The 20,436-nt window shown below is 54.2% G+C and carries 15 protein-coding genes; 5 read left to right on the plus strand and 10 right to left on the minus strand.

Going from position 1 to position 20,436, the window contains the following annotated elements; genetic code table 11:
• Positions 1-14: 14 nt before the first annotated feature.
• Entirely contained in the window at positions 15-1,046 is a 1,032-nt protein-coding gene (locus tag DC28_RS04155) for a hypothetical protein (protein WP_037546253.1), read from the minus strand.
• Positions 1,047-1,121: 75 nt separating this feature from the next.
• Between DC28_RS04155 and DC28_RS04160 the strand changes: the two genes are divergently transcribed.
• Positions 1,122-2,489: a tetratricopeptide repeat protein gene (locus tag DC28_RS04160; protein WP_037546255.1), complete on the plus strand. Its 1,368-nt coding sequence runs from the start codon at positions 1,122-1,124 to the stop codon at positions 2,487-2,489.
• On the opposite strand, the gene DC28_RS15240 is transcribed toward DC28_RS04160, so the two are convergent.
• The 3 genes from DC28_RS15240 to mnmE form a co-directional block, all read right to left on the minus strand.
• Complete coding sequence (locus DC28_RS15240) at positions 2,486-3,283, minus strand: 16S rRNA (guanine(527)-N(7))-methyltransferase RsmG (RefSeq protein WP_052078437.1); 798 nt, start codon at positions 3,281-3,283, stop codon at positions 2,486-2,488. The genes DC28_RS04160 and DC28_RS15240 overlap by 4 nt on opposite strands.
• 3 nt (positions 3,284-3,286) lie before the next feature.
• A complete protein-coding gene (mnmG, locus tag DC28_RS04170; RefSeq protein ID WP_052078438.1) occupies positions 3,287-5,221 on the minus strand; it encodes a tRNA uridine-5-carboxymethylaminomethyl(34) synthesis enzyme MnmG in 1,935 nt (644 codons plus the stop codon).
• Between the two features lie 131 nt (positions 5,222-5,352).
• Entirely contained in the window at positions 5,353-6,729 is a 1,377-nt protein-coding gene (gene mnmE / locus DC28_RS04175; RefSeq protein ID WP_037546256.1) for a tRNA uridine-5-carboxymethylaminomethyl(34) synthesis GTPase MnmE, read from the minus strand.
• A gap of 120 nt (positions 6,730-6,849) precedes the next feature.
• Between mnmE and DC28_RS04180 the strand changes: the two genes are divergently transcribed.
• Both DC28_RS04180 and DC28_RS04185 read left to right on the plus strand, forming a co-directional pair.
• Positions 6,850-7,530: a PspA/IM30 family protein gene (locus DC28_RS04180; protein ID WP_156104570.1), complete on the plus strand. Its 681-nt coding sequence runs from the start codon at positions 6,850-6,852 to the stop codon at positions 7,528-7,530.
• A complete protein-coding gene (locus DC28_RS04185) occupies positions 7,530-8,300 on the plus strand; it encodes a glycerophosphodiester phosphodiesterase (RefSeq protein ID WP_081941917.1) in 771 nt (256 codons plus the stop codon). Before DC28_RS04180 ends, DC28_RS04185 begins: the two co-directional genes overlap by 1 nt.
• Before the next feature lie 23 nt (positions 8,301-8,323).
• Here DC28_RS04185 and DC28_RS04190 read toward each other — a convergent pair whose 3' ends face one another.
• From DC28_RS04190 to DC28_RS04210, 5 genes are all read right to left on the minus strand, one after another.
• Complete coding sequence (locus DC28_RS04190) at positions 8,324-9,736, minus strand: hypothetical protein (protein WP_037546259.1); 1,413 nt, start codon at positions 9,734-9,736, stop codon at positions 8,324-8,326.
• Positions 9,737-10,173: 437 nt separating this feature from the next.
• Entirely contained in the window at positions 10,174-10,773 is a 600-nt protein-coding gene (locus DC28_RS04195) for a hypothetical protein (RefSeq protein ID WP_037546261.1), read from the minus strand.
• Positions 10,774-10,990: 217 nt separating this feature from the next.
• Positions 10,991-12,295 (minus strand): DUF6175 family protein, encoded by a 1,305-nt coding sequence (locus tag DC28_RS04200; protein ID WP_052078440.1) that lies wholly within the window; start codon positions 12,293-12,295, stop codon positions 10,991-10,993.
• A 181-nt stretch (positions 12,296-12,476) separates the two neighbouring features.
• The gene (locus tag DC28_RS04205) at positions 12,477-13,862 is read right to left on the minus strand and encodes a hypothetical protein (protein WP_037546263.1); all 1,386 of its coding nucleotides are present in this window, start codon (positions 13,860-13,862) and stop codon (positions 12,477-12,479) included.
• Between the two features lie 420 nt (positions 13,863-14,282).
• The gene (locus tag DC28_RS04210; RefSeq protein ID WP_037546264.1) at positions 14,283-16,289 is read right to left on the minus strand and encodes a hypothetical protein; all 2,007 of its coding nucleotides are present in this window, start codon (positions 16,287-16,289) and stop codon (positions 14,283-14,285) included.
• Between the two features lie 155 nt (positions 16,290-16,444).
• On the opposite strand from DC28_RS04210, the gene alr reads away from it, so the two are divergent.
• Positions 16,445-17,602, plus strand: coding sequence for an alanine racemase (alr, locus tag DC28_RS04215; RefSeq protein WP_037546266.1), 1,158 nt, complete (start codon positions 16,445-16,447; stop codon positions 17,600-17,602).
• 340 nt (positions 17,603-17,942) lie between these two features.
• On the opposite strand, the gene pepT is transcribed toward alr, so the two are convergent.
• Positions 17,943-19,253, minus strand: coding sequence for a peptidase T (gene pepT / locus DC28_RS04220; protein WP_081941919.1), 1,311 nt, complete (start codon positions 19,251-19,253; stop codon positions 17,943-17,945).
• A 173-nt stretch (positions 19,254-19,426) separates the two neighbouring features.
• On the opposite strand from pepT, the gene DC28_RS04225 reads away from it, so the two are divergent.
• Positions 19,427-20,353, plus strand: a complete 927-nt coding sequence (locus DC28_RS04225; RefSeq protein WP_052078441.1) for a DUF2156 domain-containing protein — start codon at positions 19,427-19,429, stop codon at positions 20,351-20,353.
• The last annotated feature ends 83 nt before the right edge of the window (positions 20,354-20,436 follow it).

Below are 20,436 nucleotides of genomic sequence, written 5' to 3' on the forward strand. Positions count from 1 at the left end.
GGCACCGCTCTGGCTTACAGAAGACCCGGGGGGGGCTCTTCAGACACGCTCACTACACCGGCGGGGGGAGAAAAAGCTACCTTATCCAAGGGCGGATATTCCGGTCCCTTCAACCCGATAAATACCAGATAACTGAGTCCTAATAACGCTGCCAGGGCGGCAAGAAGGAATCCAAGAAAAACCAGGGGCCTGAAGGGTCTCTGGGAGGGTGGAGTATCCGAATCCTCATCCGTCCACTCCGATTCTAAATCAGCCTCAAGATCATCAGTCAGCTCGCTGGGGGTACGCCAGATGGCTGAATCGTCATCTGCAGACAGCTCATCCTGCCCCTCCAGAGGATTTTCAGCCAGGGCTTCTTCCAAATCCTGGGAAAAATCAATATCTTCCTCGTCCTCCAGTCCATCCTCGTAGAGATCATCCGGGAAGGCAAGATCATCCATGACGGCCTCACCCCCTTGATCACCCGGGCTGGTAGCATCCACCTGGATCTGGTCCAATTCCTGCTCCAGGCTTTCATCGAATTCCAGCCCGTCGAGGCTCTCATCCTCCAAAAACATCCCGGTGTCCTGATCACCACCGGCAATCTCTGGTTCCGGGAAGTCTGATTCATCATCAGCCTCCGGCTCTTGGGAGGACAGGCCTTGGAGCAAATCGGATTTAAAATCACCCGGATCTTCATCGCTGAGATCCACTCCGGTATCCGGATCCGTATCGGTTTGGGGTTCCTCCGCCCGGGCTCTGGCCTTATCTGGATCGAACTGGGCGCTCTCGTAATGCCCCGAAGAGGGATCGGACAGGGTTGCTGAAAACCCGCTCCCATCAGGAGAGGGGTGCATCTCCAGGGTCAGCTCATCCCCTTGGGTCTCCATGGTTATGGTTCCTACCAATAGCGCATCAGCAAAGTCCTCCCTTTCGGCGGCGTAACAGCCGAGGCGAACCAGATGCTTCTCTGGCCGAGCGGGGGTTATAATTATCTTCCGTCCCCCCGCACTCTGAGAATCTAAAACAGGAAAGAAGCTTCCGTCAGCAAGTCGTATACCAATCACCCTGGGCCTCCGTGATTATTGTAGTTCTCATAACCTTCCTTGACAAGGATATTGGAGGTAACAAATAATAGGGCTATGACCTTTACCCTCCCCCTTCTTATCGTGGGAACCGTAATCCTTGTTGGACTCCTGATTGCTGTCGTCCTATTTACCCGCAGGTCCGATGGAGATAAGAAGGAGGACGCTCCCAAAAAGAAGCGCCCCCGGGATAGAACCCAGGTGCTCAAGGAAGCAAACCGTAGGTTGGCCCAGAATCCCAAGGATACAGAAGCCCTCCTGAATCTGGCAGATATATACTACAACGATAAGGATTGGGAGAAGGCCCACAAAACCTATAGTCTCCTGGTAGATATGTGCTCAAGCCACAGCGAAATCGATGAGTTTCAGGTTACTCTACGCCAGGCACTGGCCGCCCTAAACCTGAAACTCTATGAAGAGGCTTATAAGGGGCTCATGATTGCCCGGACCTTTAACTCCGATGTATTCGAAATCAATTACAATCTTGGATATCTGGAGTACCGGCGGAAAAACTACGACCGCGCTGCAGCCAGCCTTACCGCAGCCCTCCGTCTGCAGCCTGACCACCTTCAGAGCCTTAAGTACCTCGGTATGAGCCAGTACCGAATCAAACGGTACCGAGAAGCCATAGCGAGTCTTAAACAGGTGATTGATCAGCGGGCTGACGATAAGGAGGCCATCTACTTCCAAGCCCAGGCGTATTACGAGAACGGTCAAAATGATATGGCGATTCAGCTCTTCACCCATCTGAGACCCGATCCGGCCTTCGGCCCCCAAGCCGCCCTGATGGCCGGCTCCCTGCACATGAAATCCAAACAGTGGGATTTAGCTCAACTGGATTTTGAGCTAGGATTACGCCACCAAAATATCCGGACGGAGATAGAATTAGAGCTCAAGTACCGCCTAGCCGCCACCCTCATGAAGCTACAGGATGTCAGTTCCGCCATGGGCCTGCTGCGGCAGATTCATGGAGTGAACCCCCAGTACAAGGATGTGGAAGCCCAGCTTCGGAAGAACTCGGAGCTCTCCAGAAACCAGCATCTTCAGACCTTCCTCCTATCCCCGGAATCGGACTTCGTAAGTCTCTGCCGGAGGATGTCCGAATCCTTTTTCCGCCGTGCTCATACGAAAATCACCGACATCCAGGTGCGCAAGGGCGAATACTGCGACATTCTTGCCGAGGTCGAAACTACCTCCTGGGCGGACATCGTACTCTTTCGTTTCGTCCGCACCACCGGGCAGGTGGGAGAATTTGTTCTTCGAGATCTGCATTCCAGAATAAAGGATGTGAAGGCGGGCCGCGGATTCTGTGTCTGCGCAGGAACCTTTTCAGAGGGTGCCCAGGCCTTCGTAGAAGCCAGGTTTATCGACCTCATAGACAAGCCTGAGCTGCTAAAGGCCCTCAATAAGCTGGGCTCGTTTTAATCGCCGGGGTTTTTCCAGAGCAGAATATGCCGTTCACCCCCCATGCTATTGAGGTTCCAGACGGTAAAATCACCCTGAACCCTCAAATTCTCACCAAGATCAGAGACACCCTTGCCCAGAAGACCTACTTCTTGATTGATGGATTCTCTTCGGGCCTTATACAGGGCAAGAAAGCCCCCGGGTTTGAGCAGGGCAGACTGAGCCCTAAAGCTATCCGGGGTCAGGGGACTGAAGGCACGGTTGGTCAGAATATCAGCACTCCGAAGGGCCTGGTCCTCCAGTGACTCCTGACGAATCTCAAATGAAACACCTGAACCGGGTTTTGCCAGGAGGGCCTGACAGTTGCGCAGAAATCCGCAACGCCGTCCGCTGCGTTCCACTAGAACTACCTTCAGACCGGGTTGCTTGCCTAAAAAAATGGCCAGGGGTATACCCGGGAATCCGGCTCCGGAGCCAACATCCATGAGGACTATCTCAGCACTTGGGGAGACATCTTCCGAACCAGGCCTTCCAGGATCAAACTGCAATCCGGCAGTAGCCTGTCGACGGTCTTCAATAAGGCGCTGCACCAAGGGCAACCCAAGAAGGCTGTCCAGGACATGGCGCTCTAACAGCTCTGACATCATCTCGTTCCGACTGCTGCCCCGAAGTTCAACCAAGCCGAGCTTGGGGTTCCACATGAGGATTTCGCTGCAATAGAGAGCTAACTGGGCAGTCTGCTGACGAGAATAATCCACCCCGAGGGTATCTAACCCCTGGGAAATTAAGGCCTCCAGGCTAGCTTCCCTTCCCACGATCTATCCCTGAACCTTGGATGCAGACAGCATTTCTTCGCTGATACTCCGGTCTTCGGGTTTCTGACCGGGTCTTCGGGCAACGGCAACCATGAGAACGGCTACATCCGAGGTTCGTACGCCGCTGATACGCCCTGCTTGGCCGATAGAAAGGGGCTGTATTTTTTTAAGCTTCTCCCTGGATTCATTGCTGATCCCATGAATGCCATCGTAGTCGAAGTCCCGGGGAATCTTCATCTGTTCCATCTTATTGAAACGGAGAATCTCCTGTTCCTGACGGGCGACATACCCCTCATACTTCACATCCAGCTCCACCTGCCGCAGCCACTCCAGGGGGCGGTCTCGGCCGATGGAGGGTTCCAGCTGAACCAGCTGCTCCAGATTGACCGCAGGGTTCTTCAGCAGCTGCATGAAGCTACGTCCCTTTGCCTTATCAAGATTGATTTCCTCCCGAGGGAACACCTCCCCGGCCCGTGAAAGCTCCCGTTCCCCTAGGAACCGCTGGTCCAGCAGTTCCTTAATCTCGTCAATACCCCGCTGTTTGGTCAAAAACTCCTGGTACCGCTCCTGGCTATGCATTCCTGCTTCGAAGGCCTTGCTGAAGAGCCGCATATCCGAGCTATCATGGCGGAGACTGATTCGATGTTCGGCCCTGCTGGTAAACATTCTATAAGGCTCCTTGGTGCCTAGGGTAACAAGATCGTCAATCAAAACACCGATATACGCCTCAGCCCTGGTTAGGATAAAGGGCGGGGCGCCATCCATGGCGAGGGCTGCGTTGACTCCGGCAACCAATCCCTGGGCCGCTGCTTCCTCATAGCCGCTGGTACCGTTGGTCTGACCGGCCACATAGAGACCCTGAACAAGTTTCGTCTCCAAGGTGGGAAAGAGCTGACTCGGATCAATGTAGTCATACTCCACGGCGTACCCCGGCCGCATGATATAGGCATGCTCCAATCCCGGCAGGGTGTGAATGAAGTTCTCCTGAACATCCTCCGGCAGAGAACTAGATATGCCGTTGAGGTACATTTCCTTGGTTTCCAACCCCTCGGGCTCTACAAAAATTTGATGCCGATCCTTGTCGGGAAACTTGACCACCTTATCTTCGATGCTCGGACAGTACCGCGGCCCGATGCCCTCAATCAGCCCGGAGTACAGGGGTGAACGGTGCATATTATCCCGTATGATTTGATGGGTCGTATCGCTGGTATAGGTGATATAACAGGGGATATTGGGACGCTGGGGCGTATTCGGACTAAAACTGAAGGGGAGAATATCTTCATCGCCGTACTGCACCTCCATCTTATCCAGATCGAGGCTATCCTTATGAACCCGGGCTGGGGTGCCGGTTTTCATCCTGCCCATGGCAAATCCGAGGCGTTTGAGGGGTGTTTCCAGTCCCTCGGCATTGGGTTCGCCGAGCCGCCCGCTCGGGAGGATTACATCACCGATATACACCTTTCCGTTCAGAAAGGTACCGGTGGTCAAGACAACCTTCCGGGCGGTAAATCTACGTTTACGCTGGGTCACAACCCCCTGGATTTCGCGTTCCGCCGTGTCCAGAATAAAATCAGTTACCGTATCTTGAAATAGAAAGAGGTTTGGCTGGTTCTCCAGAATCATTTTTGCTTCTATGGCGTAGCGCTGTTTATCCGCCTGGGCGCGGGGAGCTTGAACCGCAGGCCCCTTCCTTCGGTTGAGCACCCTGAACTGAATCATGGTGGAGTCAATAAGGCGCCCCATCTGCCCTCCGAGGGCGTCGATCTCCCGGACCATATTACCCTTAGCCAATCCCCCCACTGCGGGATTACAGCTCAACCGTCCGATGGTATCCAAACTCTGGGTTATCAGAAGGGTTCTCTTCTGTAATCGTGCAAGTGCCAAACCGGCTTCAATTCCGGCATGCCCGCCGCCTATAACGATAGCATCAAAATCCATATATTTACCCCTATGAGTCCTTGCGGCATCCTTTGTAGTACGTAAACCTAGGTTCGGTGGGATTGCTCTGTACCGTTACCATCGTTTACGGGTTAAAAAGTTCCTTACGGTGGACTCCAATAAAAAGGGACTTACTTCCCTACACAAAATCCGCTGAACATCCGATCCAGAACATCCTCCCGGGTAACCTCACCGGTGATCTCTCCCAGGCTATTCAGCGCGCCCTGGACATCCAGAGCAATTACATCCAGTGGCATCTGATCGGCGATTCCCTGCTCCACATGGCCCAAGAACTCGGCACATTCTTCCAGCAGTCGGTGCTGCCGGGCGGAGTCGATAACCGCATCGCCCCCATCCCCGGCGGAACCAATCTGGCCTCCGGTGATTCGGTGATACATAACCTGTTGGAGTTCCATGATCCCCTGGCCCCGCTGGGTGCTGAGCTGGATGAATTCCTCGGGAGGGGGATTATAATCCTTTTTGTCACATTTATTCCACACCCCAACCCAGGATGTCCCCCGGCTCTTCATGCCCTCTATATGCTGGAGATCCTCCTCCTCCAGTCCAACCGAACCATCCACCACGTACACTACCAGGTCTGCGGACTCGACCACTCTGGTGGTACGCCGGATGCCCTCACTTTCAATGAGCTCATCGATCCGCCGCAGCCCTGCGGTATCCACCAACCGGATGGGTATGCCCTGGAGGGATAGGGGAGCCTCAATGTAATCCCGGGTAGTTCCGTGGATCTCGGATACGATTGAGCGGTCCTCCCGTAAAAAGGCATTAAACAGGGATGATTTTCCCGCATTGGTCCGACCGGCCAGGGCAACCAGGGCTCCCTGCTGAAACAAACGCCCCGTAAGATAGGTACTCGAGAGCTCGCGTATCTGGGTTATCAGATTTCGGATGGTCTGTTCCGGTATGGGCTGGCTTTCCACCTCATCCTCGGGATAATCAAGCTGAACGGATACGGCAGCCATTACCCCGGTAAGCTCGGATTTCCAGGTATTGATCCGTTCCTCGATGGTTCCGGATAGCCGTGCCATGGCCATGCTCTGGGCCTTTTTGGTTCTTGCCGAGACGATCTCATGCACGGCTTCAGCCCGGGTTAGATCCATTTTACCGTTCAGAAATGCCCTGAGGGTAAACTCACCCCCCTCCGCCTGACGGAATCCATGGCTGAATAAGAGTTCCAGAATCGCCTGCACGCCGGGAATACTGCCATGGCAGGATATTTCCACGCCATCCTCGCCGGTGTAGCTATGGGGCGCCCGAAAAACAGAGAACAGAACCTGGTCAATGATTGACCCCTGGGGATCTTGAATATGACCGTAGAGGATTGTATTGCCGGCGGCCCGGGATAGTTTCTCCGGGCGGTCGCAGAGCTGGGCGAGTTTTTCAATGGAGCCCGCTCCGGATGTCCGGATTATTGCTAAGGCGCTTTCTCCCAGGGGGGTTGCCAGGGCGGCGATACAATCGTTTTGGAGTCCTAGGGCATGCTGCATGCTGCCATGGTATCCGAAATTCCCAGGGTTTGCCAGGGAGGTTCGAGATCCAGAGACAGTGGAATCACCCTAGAACACCCAAGACTGGACGCTCTACCAAAGCTGGGCTATCCTCATGGTATGGAAACCGAAGATACGAACCCCTTCGAGGGATTGACCCTGGAAGAACTCAGAGACCAGCTTGCCCAGTATTTATTGACCGAAAAGAACCTGAACCGGTCAATTACCCAGTGTATTACCGATTATGAGACCTGGAAGAACCGCCTGAATCTCGCCCGGGAACAGGGCCAGGAAGAGTTGGTGCAGAACGCCCAGGAGGAGTTGGGACATTTCGCACAGCGGTTAGGGGCTCTCAAGGCTGAGTCCGACAGTCTTACCGGGGAGATTCAGCGGGTTAAAAGCCAGATCAGCCAGGCGTTCTCCCGCCGGAAGAACCGTCCCTCGGGTACCGACCCGAATCAGCTGCTCCAGGCCCTGCAATCCATGGCCGGAAAATCCGCCGATGAAACGGCCTTGGAACGTACTCTCAAGGATCAGGAAGCGGATAGCGAGCTTGCCGCATTAAAACAGCGCCTCGCCCAGGGGAAGGCCGGGCAGCCGAACTCCCCGAATTCCCAGGACGCCCCGAATTCCCCTGACCTACAGGACGCCCCGAATTCCCCTGACCTACAGGACGCCCCGAACTCCCCAAATTCCCAGGACGCCCCGAATTCCCCTGACCTACAGGACGCCCCGAACACGCAGAATTCCCCGGACTCCCCGGACTCCCCTGACCTACAGGACTCCCAGGACCAGGATTGATGATGCGGTTCAACAAGGGTCAGGAACCGGTCATCTTCGGCCACCGTGGCTACTCAGCCATCGCCCCCGAAAATACCCTCGCAGCTTTGAAGTCCCTGAAGGATGCCGGTTTCCGGGCGGTGGAATTTGACGTCCGGGTATGCAGAAGCGGCGAGATCGTAGTCAGTCACGATCCGGATCTTCTCCGGGTATCGGGTGAAGGGCTCATCATCAGGGATCAGGATTACTCAACCCTCGCCGGGGTGGATATCGGCAGCTGGTTCAATCCGGCGTTCCGGGGTGAACGGCTGCCCCTATGTTCCCAATTTATCGAGACCGCCGGAGAGGAGTTCATGTTTGATATTGAGCTCAAGGAAGAGCAAACCTCCAACAGCGCCCTGGTAGAAGGTGTGGGCAGCCTTATTTATCGCCACGGCATAGAGGACCGCTGCCTGGTATCCAGCTTCAATCCCCTGATTCTCCGACATTTCGCCCGACGTTGGCCGGGTATTTCCCGAGCAATCATCTACTCTCACCACTCCGATGTCCCATGGTTCTTGCGCCGGGGGTTTGGTCGCTACCTGGGCCGCACGACCGTTGAAAAGCCCCATGTTCCCCAGGCCTTGGCGATGGTAACAAGAAAGAATCCCCCGGCCCGTCCGATTATTGCCTGGACGGTAAATTCCTACGAGGATGCGGTTGCCCTGAGCAATGCGGGGGTTTGGGGAATGATCGGGGATGATCCTGGGGTAATAAAAAAAGCGGTTCTGGATTCAACCAAAACCGCTTGAGTTTCCAGCTTACATAAGTGACTTCAGGGCAATTGACTGACCATCAATGCCCCAAAATCCCGTCCCAGGGCTGTGAACGCTGAACTTATCGCCCGGGCACTAGATGCTCCCTGGCTGTTTTTTATGCCCGACCGGCTGTACAGCAGCTCTCCGGAACGACGGTCGTAAACCTCTACGGTTCCCGAAACCTGGACTAAAAAACCGTCCCGCTGTTCAACACTCACCAGGGACGCAGTACCAATAACCAATCGCTGTACGGCTGCACTCCCTTGACTTTCCACCGTGGCATTCACCACCTGAAATTCTGGCGATACCTCCCGGGGATCCAACCCCAGGAGCCGTACAGAAAAGCCGGCTCCGGACAGCTCTTGAATGATGCCCTGGGCCGTTGCCCGCTGGTCTTCAATGGCATTTCCAGCAACATCGGTATCTATCACATAGACCCCCAGGGGTATCTCCCGGGCCAGACTTATCACCTCGTAGGGAACCTGAATGATTTTACCGGCAGCCGCATCAAGCAGGGCATCAACCATCCCTTGCTTTTCCCGGGGTACCGATTCCAGGGGTCTGAGTAGGGGGGCAATATCCAGTTGAACCGAAATCTCCTGCCTGCCTACCAGGGTAGGAGGAGGCAATTGAACACCCACACGCCCATCCTGGTTGGTCTTGACCTGTATCGATTGAATCCGTGCCCGCCCGGAATTACGAGCCTCCCGGAAACTGACCCGGAGATCCACCCCGGACACCGGTTGTTCACCCACGTACGCGCCCAAGCTAAATTGGGCTTGGTTCTGCTGGTTTACCACCAACTGTTCCGGTACCTCCAGGATCCGAAGTTCCAGTTCCTGTATGACCTGGGTCAACTTGGTAATGATACGTTCAAACTTCACATCTGCATTTCTAATATCCGAACCGAGGGCGGCGGCGGCGGCCTCGGCAAAACTCACCGCTGCCTGGTAATACCGGCCCTGTGCCAGGGCATCGTCCCCCTTCTCTTCGGGAACAGAAACAGCATCCTCTTTTTCTTCCAACAATGCCTGGCGTTTCTGACGTTCCTTTTCCAGTTCTAACCGGTCATAGGCTGCAAGAATAAAAACGGTAATACCATTCGCATTTTCGAGAACATACCGGTCCTCAATACGCAGACCGGTGACCAGTCCCGTAGCATGCAAGGTTATGGTATTTTTTATCTCCGTTTCATAGGCGTCGATGGAGCCTCTGCCCTCGCTGGTTGCGACCTGGGTTATATCTACCCCGAGGTACTGATTAATTTCACTCAACAGGGCAGCAGACGCTGCCTCCTCTGCTTCCGTCAGATTGCCCTGGGGATTGTTTCCGCTCACGACGAAGATCTCTTGGCCATCCCCGCCCTGGGGCGTGGAAAGTACCCACTCAGGCACCTGTTGGGTTACCCTGCCGCTTGCACAGCCGATCATCAGCAATCCAAGCCCCAGTATAACCAACCCGCTACCCCAAGAAGGCAACCCTTCACCGCGCATTTTTCGCTTCCGCCTTACAAATACTCCCATATCTACTCTCCCAACCAAGCTTCTGAACCTACCTTCATAATGGACTCACGGGTACACCATGGTTTACAGTCCCAGCGCAGCAGTACTAGACACCCCTATCGCTGGAGGGCTCTCGAACCACGTGATAGCAGGAAAAAGCGCGCAACCTACACCGGATAGACCGGGGTTCACTGTGGTCCGCCCCGGGTAGCACCGCCAATGGATATTGCTACAACGGTCTGCGCACAACCTCGCGGCGGGTATCCCCACTGTCCCGGTCAAGCCGAAGACTTGGAAGGAACATGGATCTACCCGCCACAAAAGAACACCGGCCCCAGTACATGAACCGTACGAGGGCGATTATGTTACAGCCCCTCGGCGAATATCTCCCGAACCCGTTCCTGGGCGGTCTTTTCTTCCTCGGTATCTGCTTCCTGGCCGTTGATCGCATCCCGGATGAGCTGATCCACCCGACTTTGATCAATGGTGTACAGGGTGTAATAGGCGTACTGTTCCTCACCGGACTCCTTATTTATGCGAAATACCCAGAAGTCGCCGTACTTCCGAAGCCCCTGAATCCGTGCATCGGTTAGTATCTTCACAGTATTCTCAAAGTAACTCTCTACCAGGTTATTATCTCCAACCTGAGCACCGGCAAACTTCTGCTGTACCCGGGTTTCGATCATCCTGGCAACCTCGGAATTAACATCGAAGAGATTGGCTTGGGTTTTTGCTCCGGTAAGATCCCGTCCAAAGGCTTCAAGCTTAAATACGTAGGATTCTTCAAACTCCCGTTCCCGTTCAAGCTCCCCTGTGGACTTGGTTACCCAGGTTGGAATGTCACCGCCAAGCTGGAGATTCTGATGATCAACTACAGTCCATGGAGACCGAGGCCCCCCTGCACATCCTGCTATCAATACAAGCAGTACTAATACCGACCCTAGAGTAATTGCTGTTTTCTTCACATTGTCCTCCTGACTAACCTCCCCTGCTTTCAGGGGTTTTGTATTATGACTATATCCCAAACGGGGATTTTTTCAGCCCTGAAGATCCTTCAACGCACGGCTTCTTCGTACCATAAAACACTAAGGATTCAGCTCTCCGGAATCTCCAGACGACCATCCATCGCCATGGCAGTAGATACCTGCTGCCGACCCGGGATTACCCTCAACGTCCCCCGCCTTACAAGCCCGTATCGAAGGTTAGGGTCTTCCCCCGGGTAAGAACAAGATCCAAGTTCTGTAAGCCCGGAATCAGATCGGCGGTGTCGTACATCATGTCTTCCAATTCATCCACCCGCCCGTAGAAGTGAATTACATACCGGGTTTCCTCGGCCGTCTGAGCTACCGTTTCTACATCCGTAACCTTACGCCGCAGAGCTCTGCGCAGGTCGCTCATGAGCCGGGAATCCGGCGTGTTAATCAGCACAACCTCGTACCGGATCCCCATCTCGAACTGCTTAGCCAGCACCGTTGTGCTCTGGTTTACCGCATGGGGCATGGCCTGGTAAACCGAGGACTGCAGGGCATTGGAAACGGCATCAAACTCATCAACCCTACTGAGGGTTCTCGGACTGGTATAGGGAACCGAACCCAGAAGCTGTCCCGTAGAGGTTTCAAAAATATTCAGGGTAATAATCGCCTGTCCGTAGTAGTTTGAGCCGTTGGTTGATGAGGTCGTAGAACCGTCAATTTCGATGTACACATCGGCATTGAGGCGTTGGGCTATATACTGCATCAGCGAACGCGCTTGCCCGGTCTGCTCTTCATAGGCAATCCGGGCGTCCTCCTTCAAGGTTTCGATCTGTTCCGGAAAAATAACGGTGTATCCCTGACTTGCAAGGTAGCCGTTTGCCTGGGTTAAGGCAGCCTTTATCAAGAATGGATCTGCAATAGCCTCTTCATTGTAGTACACCATGTAGGTCATGGTTTGCAGATAGCGCTGCAAAAACTGGCGCTGTTGAGCCGTCGGTTCTTGAAATACCGGTTCTTCAGCCTGCGCCTCAGATTGGCTTGCGGTTTGGGGGGGATTCGAATCCGCTGCCGCACCACCCTGGAGTCCCCGACCGCCGGCATCGCCGGAAATACCGTTTACCTCCAGAATCTGGCGTACTTTCGGCACATTCACCCGGATACGCAGGTCATAAATCATATCCATCTCATCAACGGTCCCGAGGTTTTCCCTCCGAAGGGTCTCCATGGACTCGGCATATACAAACTGGTTCGGATTCGTCGTACTGTAGAGGATTTCGTTCAGAAGCTCGCGGTTAGAAGCCTCCGCAGATTCTCCGATCAAATCGATCACCGCATTTCGGACCGCATCCATCTTTGCAGCAGACATGGCGGGGCCCAACCCTCCGGCTCGACCGGTACCGAGATAATAATCCCGGGTATCCGCCGGCTGGGGTGTAGACGCGCATCCCATCACCAGAATCAACACCAACCCAAAAAGCCAATACTTATGCAGCCTATTCACAAATCCCTCCATACATCTTCCTGAAGACCCGTGAGGTTCCAGCAAACACCCGTTTTTCCGAACCCCCAGCATTCCTTACATAGTGCGCAAAAGGTTGTAACTATTCACCCCGGCGACACCACCCAAGGGTAGATTGCTCGGTTACACCGCTATATCTGGTGTGGTTTACAACCTTTTGCGCACTACGCATTACTTACTTTAACAGCACCGAAAGCCCGGCAAGAATCCCGCCGAAGCTCCCGTAACTCCCGAAGGATAGATTATGAACATAGCCCCCCTCGGCAATGATTTCCACGCTGTCTGTGACCAAAAACCCTACCCGGGCCTTGAGATTCAAATAAAGGTGGCTCAGGAGGGGATCGGATTCACCGGTGGGGTCAAAAAATCCGGTTACCCCTACCCCGGCGCTGATGTGGGGACGCAGCCGTCCCAGATAGAGGCTGTATTCTCCACCCGCCCATAGGCTCCCCATCAAACCGCGTATACTTCCCACATTACCCAGTACAAACTCCAACCCCGCTGCAGGTCTCAGACCGAAGAATCCCCGGGAAATTGCCGTACGAAGCCCTACAAAACCCAAGAACCCATCTTCCGTCGGAGATGCAACCACCACATTGAAGTAGGGCTCCAGGGTCACACCCATTCGGGGAATCTCTCGCAGCTGATCCCCAGGAACCAGGGGTGTCTTCGCATAGATGATTTTCGCCCCGGAAAAATTTTCCTGGATCTCTTCAATAACCAACAAAGCGACAGGATCCTCGGCATTGTATCCCGCCACATCCCTGTACCGCAGAACCCGGTACTCATCACCGAGCTGCAATCCCATATTCCTCCCGAATTCCAGATAGACCCTGCCGCCTAACACCTCAATGATGGCGGTTTTAATCTGAAACTCAGGAACCGAACGGATCTGAAACTCCAGTTGTCCGGGAATAGAATCCACCGCGCTTTTCATGGAATCGAAGGCATTTTCATCGTAGCCCGTGGTCTCTATGGTGAAGCTTGCGAAATTCTTATATTCCTGTACATTGATGAAGGAGAAGGAGGTGGAAATACTCGTCTTATAGTCTCCGTCCTCTTCCAAGATTTGGCTGTATTGGGTTACCGAGGGAATCACAACAATGAAACTCCCTACCAAGCGGTTGAACTGAGCCTCCGTAAAGGCTACCTGGCCCAATCGAACCTCTTCCGGAATCTCAGTATTTGATTCTTTAATCTCCTGAATTCCGTCAATGAAGGCCTGGACATCCGATGAGGATAGCCGCTGGGGCAACCCGATGACATTGAAGCGCCCAAGCTCAATAAACACTTCCCGGAGACTCGCATCGATTGAACCCACAGCCTGTTGAAAAATGCGGTCGGTCTGCTCCGAGCCGCTTCCCTTCAATTCAAGACTGAAGCTACCACCCTTTCCCTCGCTCTTAATGGAAAGACTGGGAACATCGTTGGAAACCGGAGCCCCATAGTAGTTAAGATTGAAGATCGCCAGGTCCTGCTTTTCAGAAAACTCTTGTGCCCAGACCATGGCACCTGAGATCAACAATAAACAACTCAACAGGCCAACTAGTGTGTTCCGCATACCCGCTCCTTACAATTCTCCCGGCACACCATCCTCGTTTGTTCAGCCGGGCGTATTCTGCATGATACCTCATTTTATGCAAGAATGTGGTCAATTGCAAAAGCCTTTTTTTCGGTAATGCGTAGAAGAATGTACCATTGCCCATCTCCATCGCTATCCCTATCCCCTCCCTTCCCAGCACCACACCGAAAACAGTGCCGAGGCACTGCCTCCGGCATGGAAGGTTAGGAGTTCTTAGTGCGCAAAAGGTTGTAAACTACCCTACAAATAGCGGAACCATCCGGGTTTTTATCCACTGGTAGCGTGGCTAAGGCGAAACGTTACAACCTTTTGTGCACTATATAGGTGTATTGAGTACCATGCAGCCTCCTCGGCGCTTATGAGGGGTGTATGCGGGAATGCTCTAGGATTGTACCCGATCTACTGAAGGGATTGTATAATATCCTGAATTATGGGTCGTCCGTTGCGGACAGCCAGGAGATTTTGCAGAGAAAGATCACCCTCTGCCTCCTGAACCCGTTCGATCTTAAAGGAAAGGGATTGAATTGGCGTCTCACCCAGGGAGATCCGAAGGGGCTCTTCCTCCGAACCCAGCAGCAATGCACCATCCACGGCAGAAACGTTCAGACTTAACCCTGCGGGGGAAATCCCCTGTTCCAGGTACCCGAGCACAGTGGTACTCGAATCCCGTGTTACCACAGTAGTCCCATCGAAAGCAACCTGGACCAGCGTATCAGGATCATCATTCCAATGGATCTCGAGCCGGTTCTGCCCCGGATCCTCCATGGGCAGGGAAGCTAGTGCAAAGGTCATTGCCTTGCTCTCAAATGTGGATTTTGGAAGGGTGATCCAGGTGCCCGGTGGTAGAATTAGGGCCCCGGGTTCCACATGTACACCGTCTGAAACCGTTAACCCCTGGGGAATGCGGCCAGCTTCAAACCCCATGGCATATTCCAAGGAGTCCCCGTAGGTTTTCTCCATATACCGCGTAAATAACCCGTCCGCCACAACACCCACGGCATCCCCGCGCTTGAAGGAGATTCCCAGTTCGTCGAGAATTCCCGAGAGATTTTTCCCAATGACGGTGGTCCCCGGGATTGTACCTGCTCCCAGGTTGGGAACTTGTATTTCACCGCTGGCGTAGATCACTCCGTTCACGAGGAGAAGAATTCCATAGCGGGATGGCTCTAGAGCGTACACAGAAATACCGATTTGAGCCAACTCCGATTCTTGGATTACTCCCCCCGGGGTGAATACCCCCTGGGAACCCCCTGGAGTTATGAACTCAAGCCCCAAGGCTCCCTGGGGAGTAATCTCCACCCGGTACTCCAGCCCCGTCCCCGCCGTCCTGGTCGAGAAGACCTCTACGCCTCGTTCCAGGGGTAAAAAATCTAATACCAGATCAGCCAGGAAGGTGTGGTTGTGGAGAGCACCCTCGGAATTCACCGGCAATAAGAACTCAGCCAGCTCAATCCATCTATCCGGAAGGAATTCATACCCGAAGGTCTGGTTCCGGAGCCCCGGCAAGAGCTCCTTGGTGGAGGAGATCTCCGGTGACCGGTCCCCGATAATGTCCAGGGTGCCACTGAATGGCAGGAGAAATAGGAAATCCTGGGAATCGTGAACACCCTCTGTAACAGCCGCCGAACTGCTTACCACAACCTCAACCTGCTGGGTGATGGGTGCCGAAAAACTGAATCCACCCTCATCGGGAGGAACCATAGGAAACACCTCCACCTGGGCGGAATAGATGCCCGATTTATCCGGGGAGCGTACGGTTATAACCTGTTGGAATCCCTGCTCAATCGGCACTCCCGTACCCTCGCCAAGCACCTCGCCATCCTGGGTCCAGCGGAAGTAGGGCCTAAAGTCGTCGGGATAGGTTTCGGGCAGGGTAACCCGGGCCTCAAGCATGCCCATGCCGCCGGCGATGAAGGCCGACGGATAGGACGACACCGATGAGATGATCGGAAGCTGATCCTGGGAGAGGGAGAAAAAGGTCAGATATCCGGTGCGGAAGGGCTCTAAATCCCCCTCATCCTGAAAGAGTGAATACTCTACCAGATACATTCCAGGACTCAGCAGGGGGGGAAGAACGATCTCCTGGCTTCCCAGGGTCTCTTCCAAAACACCCTCCAGGGTTTTTAACTCCTCCAAAGCCTGCATCTGGTCATCCAAGAGCAAGAACTCTGCCCGGCGGATTCTGGTATCCTGATCCCCGGGGTTGCGGAGGGAGAGCTGAAGCCGACTATTCGCCCCCAAGACCGCGCCATCCCGTACCTGAACCCCGGCAAGGGAGAATACTACCCCCTGCTCGACGCCCCGGGAAATACGCGGCAACAACCCGGCGGGATCGCTGCAAGCCCCGAGAAAAACGAGAATACTTGTAATAAAAAGGACCCCTAAGAGGGGTTTTCGGGTAATCATAGTCCTACTACCAATATACCATGTCCCTTGGCAGGACTCCAAATTCCTGGGGGTACTTTTATACCCTCTCAGTGTAACAAAACTTTTAACCCTAAGGCGCTGGAGAGGGGTGTACCCAATTGTATACGCCCGCATTCCTGGGATACTATAGCAGTATGCAGGGAACCCATGCCGTTATTTATCTACCGAATCTTAGACACAATTTGGATATAGTAAAAAAATTACACCCAATAGACACAGCAATTTGCCTCGCTGTTAAGGCCGATGCCTACGGTCATGGAGCGGTAGCCGTTGCCCGGGAGGCGGAATCCTGGGGAGTGGACTGCCTGGGTGTAGCCCGGGTATCCGAGGCACGGATTCTCCGAGAGGCGGGGATTGGCATACCGATTCTATTGTACAGCCTGCCCATGCCTGATGAACTGGAGGAGGCCCTGCTCCTGAACCTCGACCTCTTTCTGGGTGATTCTGAGCTCATCAAGTCTACCGCCCGTAAACTCACTGACCTGAAAGCACGACACCCCGATATGGCTGCAAACCACCGGGCAAATGTCCACCTGAAGGTTGACACTGGTATGGGGCGCATCGGTTGCCAGCCCCAGGAGGCCTTGGCACTTGCCCGGTCAATTGAAGAGACCCCGGAACTCAGTCTCCGGGGCATCGCGACCCACCTGCCGGTTGCGGATGGAAATACCCAAGAGCACCGGGATTTTACCCGGAACCAACTCGTGCTGTTTGATCAGGTTGTGAACCGTCTTTCTGATGAGGGGATTCGACCGCCCCTGGTTCATGGGCTGAACTCTGCGGGTATTCTGGAATACCCGGAGTTCCGGTGTACCATGGTTCGACCGGGGATCATGGCCTACGGTTACCCTCCAGGGAAACATCAGCAACACCTGGCAAATCTCCTGCCGGTCATGGAACTGCGAACCTCAGTGTCTTATATAAAGGAGGTGCCCCCGGGTAGGGGCCTATCCTACGGCCACACCTATGTGACCCCGGACCTCAGAAGGATCGCGACCCTGCCGGTGGGTTACGCCGACGGATTGTTCCGCGGGCTCAGCAACCGGATCCAGATGACCACCTCCCAGGGTGCCGCTGCCCAGGTGGGTACCATCTGCATGGATCAATGTCTCCTAGATCTGGGCCCCGGGGGATCGGGGGAACACCCGGGGGTAAATCGGTATGATCAGGTCGTTATTTTCGGGCCTAAGGCATTCGAATCTGCCCAAACCCTCGCCGAAAAGCTCGACACCATCCCCTATGAGATAACCTGCGCGATAAGCAAGAGGGTTCCCCGGGTGTACAGAGACTAAGACAGATGGACCGCTCTGAGCAGCTTCGAAACAAAGGTGCCGGGGCGTACAAAGTCTAAGCAAATCTCCCAGGGCAGCCGATACCCTCCCGGTAGAAGCCCTGGCCGACCCGGGGAGAGCTCCTGGTGTATGTATCCGGAGCCGGGAATCCCCGGGAGGCTGAGGGTTTGCTTCCTTTGTAGTATCCCCCGGTAAATGTAGCCAATGCCCGGCGTCCCAGGGCAGGCTGCCTGGGGACGGTTTACCGTTCTCCGCCCGCGATTTCTCAGTCTTCAGGTTCTCAGTCTTCAGGTTCTCAATCTTCAGGTTCTCAGTCTTCGGGTTCTCAGTCTTCGGGTTCTCAGTCTTCGGGTTCTCCGCCGGCGATTTCTCCGCCCGCAGCCCAAATACAGCTCAGATTGACCACGACCTGGGCGGCCCGGACCATGGCGCGCAGACCTATCCACTCAAACCGGCTATGAAAATTATGCCCCCCGGCGAAAATGTTGGGGGTCGGAATACCCAGTTCGGACAGCCGGGCGCCGTCGGTTCCTCCTCGAATAAGCTCTGGAACAGCCGGAATACCCGTGGCTTCAATCGCCTTGACTAGGTTGGCGATGACCTCGGGATGAGGTTCAATGTACTCTTTTATATTTAGGTATTGTTTGTCGATGGAAAGCTCCACCTTGCCCCCGGGGAACCCAGCTTCAACGGTTTTAGCCAGTAATTTGAGATACTCCAGACGGCGGTCAATCTCTTCCCGGCGGAAATCCCGGATAAACAATCGGAAAAACGCCTGCTCCATGGAGCCGGACATCTCCTGGGGACAATAGAACCCGTATTCACCGTCGGTGGCTTCCGGGCTTTCCGAGCGAGGCAATCCGGCGATAAAGGCCCCTGCCATGGTTACTGCATTTGCCATGATCCCCCGGGCATCTCCCGGGTGGATCATGCGGCCCGTGAAGGTAACGCCGATGGTGTAGCCGGTGAAACACTGGGCGTTGTAGGTACCTTCGGCGCTGCCGTCCAGGGTGTAGGCGAAGGTACTTTTCAGGGATTTCACGGGGAGTTTTGCTACACCCTTTCCGACCTCCTCATCGGGTGTAAATAGTATCTCCAAGGGCCCGTGAGAGAATTCGGGGTGTTCGGTTAGAAATGCCAGGGCAGCCATGATTTCCGCAATGCCCGCCTTATCATCAGCACCGAGGAGGGTTGTGCCGTCGCTGGTAATCAAGGTTTCATTGCGGTAGTCCAGGAGAGCGGGGTTATCCCGGGGGTCGAGTATCCAACCGGGAGAAAGCTCTAAGGGCGTACCGTCATAGGACTCCCAAACCTTGGGCTTTACATTCTGTCCGGAAAAATCAGGGGCGGTATCAAGGTGGGCGAGGAATCCGATGGGGGTTGCTGTTTCGTAACCGGGACTAGGGGGAATCCGGGCGATGACGTAACAGAAATCAGTGAGGGTGACGTCTGTGATTCCCAACTCCTCTAGTTCCTGAATAAGAATTCGGGCCAGCTGCCATTGATTGTCACTGGTGGGATGGGTATCACTGTGAGGATCCGAGGTTGTGAAAATCTGAACATAGCGTAGAAAACGTCTGAGGGTCTGGGATTCGAACCAATCCCGGTAATCCGAGTTGGTTAGCAGTTGGGTTGATGGAATTGAACTCATGGTTGGATTATACGTCCCCGGACAGGGATACACAATGCCCAACACTGATCAGGGTCTGCCTGACTGATGGGGATACCCGCCGCCTGCTATCAGCGTATGTGGCTATGCCGTTTACAATGGGCTTTTGTAATGGGCTCACTTGTCTTTGAGGGATTTTTTCGTATATTAGGATCATGTCAATTTCAACGTACCCAGAATTTACACCTGTTTCCCTGGAGCTGCAAACCGAACTACAGCCGAAGTTTAATCGACTTTCAGAGGGAATCTCGGAATTTACCTTCGCCGGAATCTATTTATTCCGCAACACATACCAGTATGAAATCGCCTATCTCGATGCGGAAACCCTGATCCTCAAGGGAACGAAGGACGGCAAGGTCTTCTATGCCCTGCCCATGGGCTTCCCGAAGGACCGGGGTCTGGCCAAACAACTCCTCGAAGAGGTTGATTATGTGAAGGGACTCAGTGAACCCCATGCGGATGACCAGCGTGTTTGGCTGGAACAGCATGGATACGAGGTCTGCGAGGACCGGGATAACTTCGACTATCTATACCATCGGGAGGATCTGGCAACCCTCAAGGGTAAGAAATACCATAAGAAACGAAACCAGGTGAATGCATTCTTGAATAATTACGAATACGAAGAACAGTGTTTATCCCCAGAAAACATTGAGGATGCCTACCAAATTTTAGAGGACTGGCGGGCGGAACGGGATGACCCGGGGGATTACTCCTCCGCCAAGGAGGCCCTTGATCTCCATGAAACCCTTGGACTGACGGGATACATCATCTATGTGGACGGCCGCCCTGCAGCGTATTGTATGGGTGAAGAGATAGCCCTGGGCAGCACCTACGTTATCCACATCGAAAAGGCAATCGGTTCCTACAAGGGCATCTACCAGTTTATCAATCAAGCCTTTGCGGCCGTGCTACCCCAGGATATTCATTTTATTAATCGAGAACAGGATCTCGGGGATCCGGGATTGCGCCAGGCTAAGATGACATACCGGCCTGCTGGCTTTGTAAAAAAATACCGGGTCTGCCCCACGGGGACTGTATCCGTGCCCTTCCATACCCTTTGTACCCAGGATCAGCAGGGCTGACGGGAACCGGACTCATACCCGGGGTCAGGGTAACCTAGGTCATCCCGGCTTCTGGGGTACTCCATTCAACCCGGAGGTCATCC

This window comes from Spirochaeta lutea (genome assembly GCF_000758165.1).
GTDB classification, from domain to species: Bacteria; Spirochaetota; Spirochaetia; order DSM-27196; family Salinispiraceae; genus Spirochaeta_D; species Spirochaeta_D lutea.